This window comes from Bradyrhizobium sp. Ken64, assembly GCF_055807555.1.
Genome location: NZ_JBVVPA010000003.1, coordinates 446,197 through 459,077, shown reverse-complemented (window position 1 = coordinate 459,077; position 12,881 = coordinate 446,197). Strand labels below are relative to the sequence as shown.

The 12,881-nt window shown below is 64.6% G+C and carries 15 protein-coding genes; 6 read left to right on the top strand and 9 right to left on the bottom strand.

The features are described from left to right. Nucleotides 1-44 precede the first annotated feature (44 nt). Together AC0L2F_RS08065 and AC0L2F_RS08060 are read right to left on the bottom strand one after the other, a co-directional pair. On the bottom strand, nucleotides 45-797 hold the full coding sequence (locus AC0L2F_RS08065; RefSeq protein WP_473248040.1) for a glycerophosphodiester phosphodiesterase: 753 nt from the start codon (nucleotides 795-797) through the stop codon (nucleotides 45-47). Nucleotides 798-802: 5 nt separating this feature from the next. Further along, nucleotides 803-1,270, bottom strand: coding sequence for a RidA family protein (locus AC0L2F_RS08060; RefSeq protein ID WP_007611287.1), 468 nt, complete (start codon nucleotides 1,268-1,270; stop codon nucleotides 803-805). Nucleotides 1,271-1,505: 235 nt separating this feature from the next. On the opposite strand from AC0L2F_RS08060, the gene AC0L2F_RS08055 reads away from it, so the two are divergent. Together AC0L2F_RS08055 and AC0L2F_RS08050 are read left to right on the top strand one after the other, a co-directional pair. Then, entirely contained in the window at nucleotides 1,506-2,351 is an 846-nt protein-coding gene (locus AC0L2F_RS08055; protein ID WP_007611285.1) for a cell envelope integrity EipB family protein, read from the top strand. Nucleotides 2,352-2,604: 253 nt separating this feature from the next. Then, on the top strand, nucleotides 2,605-3,006 hold the full coding sequence (locus AC0L2F_RS08050) for a RidA family protein (RefSeq protein ID WP_007611284.1): 402 nt from the start codon (nucleotides 2,605-2,607) through the stop codon (nucleotides 3,004-3,006). 92 nt (nucleotides 3,007-3,098) lie between these two features. Here the strand turns inward: AC0L2F_RS08050 and AC0L2F_RS08045 are convergent, their stop codons facing one another. Genes AC0L2F_RS08045 through AC0L2F_RS08035 form a run of 3 tightly spaced genes read right to left on the bottom strand, consistent with a single transcriptional unit; the run spans nucleotide 3,099 to nucleotide 5,103 of the window. Further along, on the bottom strand, nucleotides 3,099-3,506 hold the full coding sequence (locus AC0L2F_RS08045; protein ID WP_473248039.1) for an ACT domain-containing protein: 408 nt from the start codon (nucleotides 3,504-3,506) through the stop codon (nucleotides 3,099-3,101). Further along, complete coding sequence (locus tag AC0L2F_RS08040; RefSeq protein WP_007611274.1) at nucleotides 3,506-4,795, bottom strand: DNA polymerase IV; 1,290 nt, start codon at nucleotides 4,793-4,795, stop codon at nucleotides 3,506-3,508. The genes AC0L2F_RS08045 and AC0L2F_RS08040 overlap by 1 nt, the downstream gene beginning before the upstream one ends. Then, the gene (locus tag AC0L2F_RS08035) at nucleotides 4,792-5,103 is read right to left on the bottom strand and encodes a DUF3572 domain-containing protein (RefSeq protein WP_473248038.1); all 312 of its coding nucleotides are present in this window, start codon (nucleotides 5,101-5,103) and stop codon (nucleotides 4,792-4,794) included. The genes AC0L2F_RS08040 and AC0L2F_RS08035 overlap by 4 nt, the downstream gene beginning before the upstream one ends. 240 nt (nucleotides 5,104-5,343) lie before the next feature. On the opposite strand from AC0L2F_RS08035, the gene AC0L2F_RS08030 reads away from it, so the two are divergent. Then, nucleotides 5,344-5,709 carry a response regulator gene (locus AC0L2F_RS08030; protein ID WP_007611272.1) on the top strand — a complete coding sequence of 122 codons (366 nt, stop codon included), beginning with the start codon at nucleotides 5,344-5,346 and terminating at the stop codon, nucleotides 5,707-5,709. A 14-nt stretch (nucleotides 5,710-5,723) separates the two neighbouring features. Further along, on the top strand, nucleotides 5,724-7,097 hold the full coding sequence (locus AC0L2F_RS08025) for a PleD family two-component system response regulator (RefSeq protein ID WP_473248037.1): 1,374 nt from the start codon (nucleotides 5,724-5,726) through the stop codon (nucleotides 7,095-7,097). Between the two features lie 244 nt (nucleotides 7,098-7,341). Here AC0L2F_RS08025 and AC0L2F_RS08020 read toward each other — a convergent pair whose 3' ends face one another. Further along, a complete protein-coding gene (locus tag AC0L2F_RS08020) occupies nucleotides 7,342-7,575 on the bottom strand; it encodes a hypothetical protein (protein WP_245313367.1) in 234 nt (77 codons plus the stop codon). Nucleotides 7,576-7,978: 403 nt separating this feature from the next. On the opposite strand from AC0L2F_RS08020, the gene AC0L2F_RS08015 reads away from it, so the two are divergent. Beyond that, a complete protein-coding gene (locus AC0L2F_RS08015) occupies nucleotides 7,979-8,179 on the top strand; it encodes a hypothetical protein (protein ID WP_473248036.1) in 201 nt (66 codons plus the stop codon). 419 nt (nucleotides 8,180-8,598) lie between these two features. Here the strand turns inward: AC0L2F_RS08015 and AC0L2F_RS08010 are convergent, their stop codons facing one another. Beyond that, nucleotides 8,599-8,790, bottom strand: a complete 192-nt coding sequence (locus AC0L2F_RS08010) for a hypothetical protein (protein WP_473248035.1) — start codon at nucleotides 8,788-8,790, stop codon at nucleotides 8,599-8,601. Between the two features lie 230 nt (nucleotides 8,791-9,020). Beyond that, complete coding sequence (locus tag AC0L2F_RS08005) at nucleotides 9,021-9,629, bottom strand: TetR/AcrR family transcriptional regulator (RefSeq protein WP_473248034.1); 609 nt, start codon at nucleotides 9,627-9,629, stop codon at nucleotides 9,021-9,023. Between the two features lie 124 nt (nucleotides 9,630-9,753). Here AC0L2F_RS08005 and AC0L2F_RS08000 point away from each other — a divergent pair, with 124 nt between their 5' ends. After that, on the top strand, nucleotides 9,754-10,992 hold the full coding sequence (locus tag AC0L2F_RS08000; protein ID WP_473248033.1) for an MFS transporter: 1,239 nt from the start codon (nucleotides 9,754-9,756) through the stop codon (nucleotides 10,990-10,992). Nucleotides 10,993-11,104: 112 nt separating this feature from the next. Here the strand turns inward: AC0L2F_RS08000 and arsA are convergent, their stop codons facing one another. After that, a complete protein-coding gene (gene arsA / locus AC0L2F_RS07995) occupies nucleotides 11,105-12,859 on the bottom strand; it encodes an arsenical pump-driving ATPase (protein ID WP_473248032.1) in 1,755 nt (584 codons plus the stop codon). Nucleotides 12,860-12,881 lie beyond the last annotated feature (22 nt).

Below are 12,881 nucleotides of genomic sequence, written 5' to 3'. Positions count from 1 at the left end.
CCCAAGATCGTGCATTGCAGCAGCGACTTCAAGAGTGGGGAACATCAAGCCTGCGGTACGAAGCCCTCGAATATCATCTGATCCGCATGTTGCGCGACCCGCGCCCGCTGCTCGGTCGTGCGCACGGTCCAGCCGAGCAGGGCGCAGCCGAACACATTGCGGGCGATCCAGGGGGCAGGGGCGGGCAGGTCGTCGACCCTGAAGGCGACGAACTGCGGCTGGGTCTGGAAGCCGTGGCGCAGGTACAGCATGCTGTCGCGCTGCGGCTGGGTCAGGTAAGCCCAGTATTCGTCGTGATAGCTCCGCTGCGCGACGATGCCGCGCGGGCGGGAGGGCAGCAGCTCGCGCAGCGCCAGCACCTGGTCCGGGTCGAAGGACATGCCGACGGCTGGGCCGTCATAGGACGCCAGCACCTCGGCCATCCGCTTTACCAGCTTGCGGTCGCCATCAAAATGGCTCTTGACTTCGATCACCAGCGGCACGCGGCCGGCGACCAGGCCGCAGAGGTCGCTGAGCGACATCATCCGCTCGGCCGTGTCCTTGAACGTCAGCGCCTTCAGCTCAGTGGCGGTCTTGTCGACCAGCGGGCCGGTGGCTTCGGTGAGGCGGCCGAGCGCATGGTCGTGATGGACCATGGCCTCGCCGTCGGCGGAGAGCTGGATGTCGACCTCGATCGAGAAATTGCTCTCAATCGCGGCCTGTACCGCGCCCGGCATGTTCTCGACGATGCCACGGGAAATGTCGTGCAGGCCGCGATGGGCGACCGGGCGGGCTGTCAGCCAATCAGGAGCGCGCATTCGCCTCAGGCGACCTCGAACACGCCTTCGACCTCGACCGCCGCATCCGCGGGCAGGGAGGCGACGCCGACGGTGGTGCGGGCATGACGGCCCTTGTCACCGAAGGCGGCGACCATCAGGTCGGAGGCGCCGTTGAGGACCTTCGGCCCGTCCAAGAAGTCCGGCGCCGAGTTGATGAACCCGCCGAGGCGCACCACACGCACGACCTTGTCGAGGTCGCCGAGCGCCGCCTTGACCTGGGCGAGCAGGTTGACGGCGCAGCCGCGGGCAGCCGCGGCGCCATCTTCGATGGTCACGCCAGCGCCGAGCTTGCCCTTGGCGATCAGCTTGCCGGCCGGATCGAAGCAAACCTGGCCCGAGACGAACAGCAGATTGCCGGTGCGCACGAACGGCACGTAATTGGCCACGGGAGTGGGGGCCTCGTGCAGCTTGATGCCCTGTTCCGCCAGCTTCTGCTCGACCGTGCCCGCCATGTCCGACCTCGTTGTCCAAAAATCCATCCGCCCGGGCGCATCCCTTGCAGCGCGGGCGGGCCCTGTTTCGCCCATCGTGCCGCCACATGCAAGCAACCGCCGGGGGTGGCAATTTGTTGAGGCAGGGCAGGAGGTTCAACCCAGGGGCCGCAACTTTACGTGAAACGACCTCAGTTGCGACGCAATGGAACGGTCATTAAAATGTCGAATCTGCGCTTTCCCCAAGGGACCAGACATGCTGCACCTTTTCCGGACTTCGCTCGGTGTGACGGCGCTCGCGGCGGCCGCTCTCGGCCCCGGAGGCGGGGCGCTGGCCGCGAACGGTCCGTTTCTCGCGCATCAGGCGCTCTATGATTTGAGCCTGGTGAAATCGCGCTCCAATTCGATCAACAGCGCGCGCGGCCGCATCCTCTACAATTTCACGGGAAGTTCATGCGAGGGCTACACCTCCGAATTCCGCCAGGTCTCCGAGCTCGACAGCGGCGAGGGCAAGGTCACGCTCAGCGACCTCCGCTCCAATTCCTGGGAGGACGCCGGCGGCAAAAGCTACCGCTTCAAGATCGAGACGCGGATGAATGAGGCGGATGCCGGCCGGGTCGACGGCTCGGCCGAGCGCGACGGCGACCACATCAACGTCAAGCTGAAGCTGCCGGCGCCGAAGAGTTTTACGCTCGACGGCAAGATCGTGTTTCCGACCGAACAGATCCAGCGCATCATTGCCGCCGCGAAGGACGGCAAGTCGCTGCTCGAGCTCTCCGTCTATGATGGCTCCGACGATGGCCAGAAGGTCTACAACACGCTGACCGTGATCGGCCAGCCGATCCCGGCCGAGCGCGAAGGTTCGCCCGATCCGTCGACATCCGATGAGCACATGAAGTCGCTCAAGCGCTGGCCCGTCACCGTCAGCTATTTCGACCGCGAGGCCCAGCAGAAGGAAGGCGAGCAGACGCCGGTCTACGCGATGGCATTCGAGCTCTACGAGAACGGCGTCTCGCGCCAGCTCGTGCTCGATTACAACGATTTTGTGATTTCCGGCGCGATGGGCAAGTTCGACGCGAAGGACAGCAAGCCCTGCAATTGAGGGGTCCGCTGGGTGCCTCGCTCTCCACCATCACCGTCACCCTGAGGTGGCCGCTTCTTCAGCGGCCCTCGAAGGGCGACGGCCCGGCTGCAACGGCGGGGCCGTACATCCTTCGAGGCTTCCCATGCGCCGCTTCGCGCCGCATGGCGCGCACCTCAGGATGACGGTGAATAGGTGTTGCGCGTCGCATCTAGCTCTTGGCGCGCTCTGCGGCTACGCTCCCTCCCAACCACAAACAACCGGGAGGCTCACCATGCCCAAGCTCGATCATCTCCGCCCCAGCGGCCTGCATCACAATCCCGCCTATTCGCATGTCGTCACCGCCACGGGGGCGCGGACGATCTACATCTCCGGTCAGGTGTCGGTGGACGAGGAAGGGCGGATCGTCGGTGAGGGCGACATCGCCGCGCAAACCACGCAGGTGATGCAGAATCTCGGGCACGCGCTGAAAGCAGCCGGCGCGAGCTACGCCAATATCGTGAAGATCACGACCTTCGTTGTGAACTACAAGCCGGAGTTGCGCCCGATCATCGGGAAGGCCCGCTCGGCCTTCTTCGAAGGGGTGGAGCCGCCGGCGAGCACACTGGTCGGCGTCTCGGCGCTCGCCGCGCCAGAATGGATGATCGAGATCGAGGCGGTGGCGGTCGCGGATTGAGATCTTTCCCGTAGCCCGGATGGAGCGAAAGCGTAATCCGGGAAGCTGCGTCCGCAGATGCACTGTCCCGGATTGCGCTGCGCTCCATCGGGCTACACCTCTCTCGTGCGCGACATCTCCTGCAGAAGAACCATCGCTTTGTCTGCCCTGTCAGCCGGCACAAACAGATGATCGTGGTGGAACGCCGAAACGGCGTTCGCGCTAATGCCGGCTGCGGCGAGACGGGCCGTGATCGCCGCCAGAAAGCCCACCGCATCGAGTGCGGAGTGAACCGTCAGCGTGATCAGGCACGATGCAAATGCGTAGCGTAGTCCCGCCGTTTCGGCCTCTTCGCGCGGGATCACCAGCGTCGTTCCTTCCTGCTCGCGGAACGTCAGCAAAGGGCTGAGCGCCGCGGGAATCGGCTGGTCTGCCGGGATGGTGCAGAATACGAAGATGCCCGGCCGCATCTCCGGCTTCATGTGTCTCAGCAGTGCGTCGAGGTCGCGTTCGCCTGTCATCACTCCTGCGCCTTTTCCGGCCCCTCATATGCGATGCCGCGGATCACTGCGGCGCTGCCGAATTTCTTGCGCAAGCTGTCCACCGCGCGCTCGGCATGGGCGGCGCGGCGGTCGAGCATGTCGGTGTCGTCGGCGACTGAACCCTCGCGCAATGCGCTGACGCCGGCGCCCATCAGGCGGAAGGCGGTGCCGTCGATCTCTTTCGCCAGCATCTCGCGGCAGATCGAGAAGATCTTTGCGGCAAGCTGCGTCGGGGCCGTGATCGACTGCGAGCGGGTGCGTTGGCGGAAATCGGCGGTCTTCAGCTTCAACGTGACGGTCAGGCCGGCAAGCTCGCTGCTCTTGAGGCGAGATGACGTCTTCTCGCAGAGCCGCCACAGGATCTTCTCCAGCGTCGCGAAGTCGCGGATGTTGGTCTCGAACGTCGTCTCGCTCGAAATCGTCTTGGCGCCCCGATCAGGCTCGACGCGGCGGTCGTCGATGCCGCGCGCGAGCCGCCACAGCCTGCGGCCGTCGCTCGGGAACTGCCGCATCATCTCGATCTCGTCGGCCTTCTGCAGGTCGGCGATGATGCGGAAGCCGCGCTGCACCAGACGCTCCTGCGTTGCGGGCCCAACGCCGAAAATGAAACCGACCGGCTTCTCGGCCAGCATCGAACGAGCTTCCTCCTGGTCGAGCGCGGCAAACCCGCGCGGCTTGTCGAGGTCGGAGGCGATCTTGGCCAGGAACTTGTTGCAGGAGAGGCCGACCGAGACGCTGATGCCGATGTCGCGCTCGATGTCGCGGGCGAACCGCGCGAGCACCTTGGCCGGGATCATGCCGTGCACCCGCTCGGTGCCGGAGAGATCGAGGAAGGCCTCGTCGATCGAGAGCGGCTCGACCAGTGGCGTCAGCGCCTGCATGGCCTGGCGCACCTCGCGCCCGACCCGGACATATTTCGCAATGTCCGGCGGGATCACGGCCGCATGCGGGCAGGCTTCCAGCGCCTTGTACATCGGCATGGCCGAGCGCACGCCGTAGGTGCGCGCGATGTAGCAGGCGGCCGACACCACGCCGCGCTTGCCCCCGCCGATGATGACGGGCTTGTCGGCGATGTCGGGATTGTCGCGCTTCTCGACGGTCGCGTAGAAGGCGTCGCAGTCGATATGGGCGATGGTCAGGCTTGCGAGCGCGCGGTGGCGGGCGAGGCGGGGGGAACCGCAGGCGGAACAGCGCCGCACGCCCATATCCAGATCGGCCGAACAATCCCGGCAGAAGCAGCGGGGCCCGGCCGTCTCCAGGGAGGTCACGGCACGTCGCGCTCCCAATGGGGGTCGCCGAGCGCGTCGCCGAGAACCTGCCGCGCTGCGGCAACATTGGTCGGATGCAGTTCCGCGGACGAGGCAAAGGCCTTCACGGTGGCGTCGTCGCGCATCACGAAATCGAGCACGCTGAGCAGGAAATTGGGGTCCGAGGCGGCCTTGCGCAGCATCTCCGGGCCGACCCCTGTCTCGGCCAGGAACAGGCCCAGCCGCTCCGGTTCGCCCGCGACGAAGGACAGCGCCTGAAGCGCAACGATTTCAGCGACTTCGCGCGGGTTGTGAACAGGCTTTTTCACGTGGCCGGTTTGCCTTTCCGTTAACTTTCGGTGTCTACTTTGGGCCACCATGCCCGAGTCTCGTTCGTAAGTCTTGCGACCCCCGACAAGCAACTGGAAACCACATCGCAGAAAGTCGGCCCTCGGGTTTAACGAAACTCAAGCGAATTCGAGGCTAGTTTGAATCCAGTTTTCGAAGCGCCGGCGACCGGCGCCTGAGGCGTCACATGCATCGGTCTGCGGACCAATCAGGAGGGCGGGATGGCTAAGACCGTCCTGATCGTGGAAGACAACGAGCTCAACATGAAGCTCTTCCGCGACCTGTTGGAGGCGCACGGCTACCAGACCACCGGCACCAGCAACGGCTACGAGGCGCTCGACCTCGTTCGCAAGATGCGGCCCGACCTCGTGCTGATGGATATCCAATTGCCGCAGGTCTCGGGCCTGGAGGTGACGCGCTGGATCAAGGACGATCCGGAGCTGCGCAATATTCCCGTCGTCGCCGTCACCGCGTTCGCGATGAAGGGCGACGAAGAGCGCATCCGCGAGGGCGGCTGCGAGGCCTATTTGTCCAAGCCGATCTCGGTCGGCAAATTCATTGAGACGGTCCGACGTTTCATCGGATAGGAAGTGAGTTCACAGTGTCCGCGCGTATCCTCGTCGTCGACGACGTTCCTGCCAACGTCAAGCTGCTCGAAGCCCGCCTGTCCGCCGAATATTTCGACGTGATGACCGCCGCGAACGGCACCGAGGCGCTGGCGATCTGCGCCCGCGCCGAATGCGACATCATCCTGCTCGACGTCATGATGCCGGACATGGACGGTTTCGAGGTCTGCCGCCGCCTCAAGAGCAATCCGGCCACGCATCACATTCCCGTCGTGATGGTCACCGCGCTCGACAGCCCGTCCGACCGCAACCGCGGGCTGGAAGCCGGCGCCGACGATTTCCTGACGAAACCCGTCTCCGACGTCGTGCTGATCGCGCGCGTGCGCTCGCTGACCCGGCTGAAGATGATGACCGACGAGCTGCGCATGCGCGCCATCACCTCGCTCGAGATCGGCATGCAGGCGCCTGAGCGCAGTGCAATCTCCGACACCGGCAAGGGCGGCCGCATCCTGCTGGTCGACGACCGCCAGTCCTCCTATGAGCGGCTGGCGACGATCCTCGCCGCCGAGCACACCATCGACGTCGAGCCGAACCCGACGGAGGCGCTGTTCCACGCCGCCGAGGGCAATTACGATCTGCTGATCGTCTCGCTCGACCTCAACAATTTCGACGGTCTTCGGCTGTGCAGCCAGGCGCGCTCGCTGGAGCGCACGCGGCATGTGCCGATCCTGGCGATCGCCGACCCCGAGAACGCGACGCGGCTGCTGCGTGGGCTCGAGATCGGGGTCAACGACTATCTGCTGCGTCCGATCGACAAGATCGAGCTGCTGGCGCGCGCCCGCACCCAGATCCGCCGCCGCCGTTACACCGACCATCTGCGCGACAACGTGCAGAACTCGATCGAGATGGCGATCACGGATGCGCTCACCGGCCTGCACAATCGCCGCTACATGGAGAGCCATCTCGCGACGCTGGCCGAGCAGGCCGCGACCCGCGGCAAGCCGCTGGCGCTGATGATCCTGGACATCGACTACTTCAAGTCGATCAACGACAATTACGGCCACGACGCCGGCGACGACGTGCTGCGCGAATTCGCCGTGCGGGTGCGCAAGTCGATCCGCGGCATCGACCTTGCCTGCCGCTACGGCGGCGAGGAATTCGTCATCGTGATGCCGGAGACCGACCTCCACGTCGCCGGCATGGTCGCCGAGCGCCTGCGCCGCTCGATCGCCGGCGAGCCCTTTGCGATCCACAAGGGCACCAAGCGCATCGAGGTCACGATCTCGATCGGCCTGACCACGCTGGAGCAGAAGGGCGAGGCGGTTGGCGACGTCCTCAAGCGCGCCGACACCGCGCTGTATCGCGCCAAGCACGACGGCCGCAATCGCGTGGTGTCGCACGCGGCGTGAGGCCGCTCGCGCAGGCCGGCGCAAAAAAGCGCGAAAACAACCCCATGCACAGTAGCCGACGCTAGCTAAATCAATGGGTTGCGCGGGTTGCAAAACGGCTGATGCAGACGGCAATGCCGTTTGACTCGTCGGGCAAAACAGGAGCATGCTGTTAGCATCCCGAACATCCTACGATCTTCGCTGTCATCGCGCAGGCGAGGAATCCGGCACGCCATGGCGAACAAGCGGGCGTCCACCCTTCAAGTCAGGGAGGATACGGCTCCGACCATTCTGCCTTGGCCAGGGCCGCGCCCGTGCTGGACTTTGCGATGATCTCGTAAGTGTACAGGCCGGAATTGCAGGGGCCCCAGGTTCGTAAGCTCTCCGGCTTCACGATGTTATCCGAGGGAAATGGGATCTCCTGGCCGCCCATCTCGTAGTTCTTCTCTCTGCGAAACTTGACGACGATCGTGCGCGTGCCGGGCGGAACACTTTTCAACTTGATTTCGGGATTTGGAAAGACGGTGGTGCAGGGCCGCGGAGGTCCAAACGTGAATTGGATCTTCATCTCGTCAGCCGCGGCCGGGGTGCAGATGATCGGGAATGAAATTAGCAGCAACGACGAAAATCTAATCATGGGCACGCCCCAAAAAGAAACCAGTGTATCGGCAGGGCCGCCTGATGCCAAGTTTACCCGTTTTTCGCTCTCGCAGCCCTCTTCGGGACGTCACAAAGAGGCCCGCCGTAGCGGGCCCTGTGGAGATGGAGAAAGTCCGGGTCACTTCTGATCGACGTTGCTGGTCCCCGAACCGGGTGTGCCGATCGGCAAGCCGTTCGCCGCATGACCGACGCCAACGCCCGGCGCACTGACCGCTCCTGGAGTTTGATCGTGTGGAAGCGTCTTGATCCCCGTTCTTGCTTGTTCCGCGGGGCTCATCTGGCCCTTGTTGTCGCTGTTGGCACCGTTGGTTGCCGTGATGCCGGACCTGTCGCTTCCGTTTGGCGTGCCCGTCTGTGTCGACCCGGACGCGGTGCCGCTCGTGCCCGAGCTGCCCGGTGCGGCCGGTGTGCTCGCGGTATTCCCGTTCGGCGTCGGGGGCTGAACGTTCGGGTTGACTGGAGAGTTGTTCGTGTGAGCGCCGGTCGAGGTTCCGTTTGTGCCCATGCCGGATGGCGCCGAGGGGCCTCCATTGGCGGCGCCAGACGTGCCAGTGCCTGCGCCTGAGCTGGCAGATGATCCGGACCCGCCGCCGCTCGCGGCCGCGCCACCTGCGCCTCCGCCGGCACCGCCACCACCACCTCCGCCGCCGCCTTGTGCGAAGACGGGAGCGGCAACAGCGAAGGACAGTGCGGCTGTAAGAAGAAGCGATTTTCGATTCATGACCTTCTCCGGTGTAAAGAAGGTCAACGACGCCGAAATGGCGATTGTTCCTTTCAATCCACTCGCTTCAAGGGAGAGGGGCGTCTCCGGCGGCAATGAAATAGGCCGCCTCAGAGGCGGCCCTTCATTCGTCCGGCTCGATTACCGGGTGTTGGTGCAAATACCCGGATGCGCGTCGCACCACTTCTTGGCATGGTCCGGGGCATAGCCATTCTTGATACCCTCGGCGACACACTTCGCGACGGTGCACTTATCCGCCTTTTGGTCGGTGTTCTTTTGGGCGAATACCGGTGTTGCTACCAGAGCAATAACTGCAATCATCAGGGCGCGCATGAAAACTCCTCGTTGGGGAAACCAGCAATGCTGCATAGGTAGACTCATTCCGCAACCACTTGGCGAATCTTCCGTTCGGAATTTTCAGTAGTCCACTCCCTCAGGGATACCGGCTCGTTCACTTCAAGAGATCGAAATGAAGCTCGGCCAACGGGCTTGGACGTGGGAGTGCGTGCTGGCCTACCCGGACTTCTTGCGGTGAGCGGGTTGGGTTCTGATCTTGCCGCGCTTCAGGGATGCCGGGCCGGCCGCTTGCCTGACTTCACCGCAGCCTCATCCCCTACATCCACCCCGGCATTCCGCAGCAACACCGTCGCCGCTTCCTTCGCGGCACGCGCCATGGCTGGGTCGTCGCGGACGAGGTCCTGCGCGATCGAGCCGTCGACCAGCAGCACGAGCTGCGTTGCGAGCGCCTCCGCGTTCGTCACGCCAAGCTCGTTCAGGCGGTCGCGAAACCAGACGCGGCGGCTTTCCTTGAAGGCGATGGCGATCTTCTTCACGGCGCGGTCCGCCGGGCCAAGCTCGGCGACCGCATTCACGAACGGGCAGCCGCGAAAGTCTTTTGCGGCGAAGCGGCGCTCCAGCGAATCGAAGGTGGCGAGGATCTGCTCGACCGGGGGCTTGTCGGAGGGGCGGGGCTGCACGAAGCGGCGCTCCAGGTAGGCCGCGATCAGCGCGTCCTTGGAGGGGAAGTGGTTGTAGAGCGTGCGCTTGGAGATGCCGATCTCGGCCGCGATGGTGTCGACGCCGATGGCGCGAATGCCCTGCAGATAGAACAGCTTGTCGGCGGTCTCGAGGATCCGCTCTTTCATCGTCTGTGGGGCGGGCGGGGGAGCCATGCGGCGGTGAATGTCCTGTTGGCTTGACAGTGTACGCCAACCATAGCCTAAGTACACAGGTCTGTGTAACCAAAATCAACCGATATTGCAGACTACGGCGCTCGCGCCCCCAAGGGAGACAAAAATGCCCCTGTTGCAGGTTCTGCGCCCGACATTGCCCATCCTGATCGGCGCCTCGATCATGCTGACGCTGAGCATGGGGCTGCGGCAGAGCCTCGGCATCTTCATGCAGCCGCTGACCCACGACATCCATCTGTCGATCTCCGACTTCACGCTGGCGCTGGCCGTGCAAAACCTCGCCTGGGGCTTTCTCCAGCCGCTCGCCGGCGCGATGACCACGCGCTACGGCTTCCGTCCGATCATGATCGCTGGCTCCTTCATGTACATCGCGGGCCTGGTGCTGATGGCAACCGCGAGCGGTCTCGTCGCCATCATGATCGGCGCCGGTGTGCTGATCGGGACGTCGCTGGCCTGCACCGCGGCGGCGATCGCAATGTCGGTGGCGGCGCGCGCCGTGCCCGCGACGGTGCGTTCCACCGTGCTCGGCATCGTCTCCGGCGCGGGCTCGCTCGGCGCACTGCTGTCGGCGCCGATCGGGCAGATGCTCAACGAGGGATTTGGCTGGCGCGTCGGGCTCGCCGGCTTCGTGGTGATGTCGGTGCTGATGATCCCCGCGGCCTGGTATGCCGGACGCGTCGACGCGGTCCCGCTGCCGAAGCCCGCGACTGACGAGATCGTCGATGCCACGGCCATGATCGCGGCGAAGACCGCATTCGGCAACGCGTCCTTCGTGGTGATGACCTGCGCCTATCTCGTCTGCGGCATGCAGCTCGTGTTCCTCACGACGCACCTGCCGTCCTATCTCGCGATCTGCGGCCTCGATCCGATGCTGAGCGCGCAGACGCTCGGCATGATCGGCGGCTTCAACGTGCTGGGCTCGCTGTTCTTCGGCTGGGCCGGCCAGCGCTGGAACAAGCTCGCGCTGCTCGGCGGCATCTACATCTTCCGCTCACTCGCGCTGGCCTGGTATTTTACGCTGCCGGCCACACCGGCCTCGACCCTGCTGTTCGGCGCGATCATGGGCTTTTTGTGGATGGGTGTCGGCCCGCTGGTCGCGGGCGCGGTCGCCGAGATGTTCGGCCTGCGCTGGCAGGCGATGATCCAGGGCCTCGCCTTCATGAGCCACCAGATCGGGAGCTTCCTCGGCGCGTATGGGGGAGGGGTGCTCTACGACGCGCTCGGCTCCTATACGATGGCCTGGCGCATCGGCGTCGCGCTGGGGCTGGCCGGCGGCATCGTGCAGGTGGCGTTCGCGCTGATCCGGCCGTCGCAGCCGCCGACGCCGGTGTTGCGGACGGCGTAGGCGAGCCGTGTCTTCAGTGGTGCCGGCTTTCGGGAGCCGGTTCGAAGTCGCACGGCTTTGTTGTCATTGGGGGCTTCAAGCCGAAGCGGTGGTCATCACCCGCGAGCAAGCTTCATGACAGGGTTCGAAGCTCTTCGACACCGACCGGCGGTTTGCTTCGCCAGTCGACGATGAAGGCACGTTTTGCGAGCCCATTCTGAACGCGAGCTATCTGCGTCCGCTCCGCAGCGAGCCGAAGCCGCAACAGGGGATCGCGCGTCCCCGAGACAGTGAGGCTTTTATTGATGACCCAGCCATATGGTTCGACTTCGGCACGCCGCAAGTCATCCTGAAGGGAGGCGGCCTCGGAAACCGGCGTCGTCTCCGGCAGCGTCACCAGAATCACCCTTGTGTGGGTTGGGTCCTGCAGTCTCATCAGCGGGGTAACGATCCGTCCCGGACCGCTCGTCGCAAGTTGGCTCGTCATCTGGCGGTGATAGGCGCCGGTGGCGTCCAGCAGGAGCAGCGTATGGCCCGTCGGTGCCGTATCGAGCACCACGAAAGCGCTCCGGGCCTCCGCAACGACGTGCGAGAAGGCATGGAAAACAGCGACCTCCTCAGTACACGGCGAAGCAAGATCCTCCAGCAGAAGAGCCTTACCCTGCGCGTCGAGGTCACGGCCACGATTCGCCATGATTTTCGCGATATAGCGCTCCGTCTCGGCCCGGGGGTCGATCCGGTCGACCGTCAGACCTGGCATCACGCCATCGACGACGAAACTGACGTGAGCTGCGGGATCGGTCGTGCTGAGATGGACGGCGTGACCCCGCTTCGCCAATCCCACCGCGATGGCGGCAGCAATCGTCGTCTTTCCGACGCCGCCCTTGCCCATCACCATGATGAGGCCACGCTTGCCCTGCGCGATGTCATCGACCAACCGGTCCAGGCCCGGCAAGTCGACCGGTTCTGTGTTTGACTCGCTGGATAGAACCGATGGCTGATTGGTGGGCGACAGGAGCGCCCTTAGAGCGGTCAGGCCGACGATGTCGAAGCCAAGCAAAGGAATCTCGTCTCGTGGCAGTTTCGCGAGCGACGCCGGCATCGCGGCCAGCGCCTCGTCCTGGTCCCGCTCAAGGGCAACCGCAACGACATCAGTCGGGTCCGTGGCGTGGAAGCGCCCGTTCACCACGAGGGCCTGATTCGAGAGATTGAGCGCGTCAAGTTCGCCCGATGTCCTCGCCGCCTCGCGGACGGCGCCGCGATCGGCGCGGGTGACCAAAATGATGGTGGTCTGCCTGGCATCACCCAGGGCCTGGAGCGCCTTTCGAAAGCGGTCCTCCTGCATCTTCAGACCTGAATGCGGGCCGAGGCAGGACGCGCCCCGATCGTTGTCCTTGAGAAAGCCCGTCCATGCCTTGGGCAGGCTAAGGAGCCGCAGCGTGTGACCGGTCGGAGCGGTATCGAATATGATGCGATCGAACCCAGCCACATCGCCGTCGAGCAGTCCCACGAACTCGTCAAAGGCGGCTATTTCGGTGGTGCAGGCGCCGGAGAGCTGCTCACGCACAGTCGATCGCTCGCCGGTGGTAACTTCGGGTCCGAGCTGTTCGAGGACTCGGCTACGATAGTTTTCGGCAGCTGCCTCGGGATCGATATTCATCGCCGAGAGTCCGGTCACGTTTGGCACCGGCGTAGGGCGATCGGTCAAAGTGACTGCGAGCATCTCGTCGAGGTTCGATGCAGGGTCGGTGCTGACGATGAGAACGCGCAGTCCACGGTCGGCGAGGCCAACGGCCGTGGCGCACGCAAGAGAGGTTTTGCCGACGCCGCCCTTTCCGGTGAAAAACAGATACGGGGTTGGGGCGGTCAGCGCGCGAAAGTGCGGCATCGTAGGTTCTCCTGGGGCTGTC

Coding starts and splice junctions, on each gene's coding strand:
- AC0L2F_RS08065 (WP_473248040.1), bottom strand. CDS start 797: ATGCGCGCTCCTGATTGGCTGACAGCCCGCCCGGTCGCCCATCGCGGC.
- AC0L2F_RS08060 (WP_007611287.1), bottom strand. CDS start 1,270: ATGGCGGGCACGGTCGAGCAGAAGCTGGCGGAACAGGGCATCAAGCTG.
- AC0L2F_RS08055 (WP_007611285.1), top strand. CDS start 1,506: ATGCTGCACCTTTTCCGGACTTCGCTCGGTGTGACGGCGCTCGCGGCG.
- AC0L2F_RS08050 (WP_007611284.1), top strand. CDS start 2,605: ATGCCCAAGCTCGATCATCTCCGCCCCAGCGGCCTGCATCACAATCCC.
- AC0L2F_RS08045 (WP_473248039.1), bottom strand. CDS start 3,506: ATGACAGGCGAACGCGACCTCGACGCACTGCTGAGACACATGAAGCCG.
- AC0L2F_RS08030 (WP_007611272.1), top strand. CDS start 5,344: ATGGCTAAGACCGTCCTGATCGTGGAAGACAACGAGCTCAACATGAAG.
- AC0L2F_RS08010 (WP_473248035.1), bottom strand. CDS start 8,790: ATGCGCGCCCTGATGATTGCAGTTATTGCTCTGGTAGCAACACCGGTA.
- AC0L2F_RS08005 (WP_473248034.1), bottom strand. CDS start 9,629: ATGGCTCCCCCGCCCGCCCCACAGACGATGAAAGAGCGGATCCTCGAG.
- AC0L2F_RS08000 (WP_473248033.1), top strand. CDS start 9,754: ATGCCCCTGTTGCAGGTTCTGCGCCCGACATTGCCCATCCTGATCGGC.
- arsA (WP_473248032.1), bottom strand. CDS start 12,859: ATGCCGCACTTTCGCGCGCTGACCGCCCCAACCCCGTATCTGTTTTTC.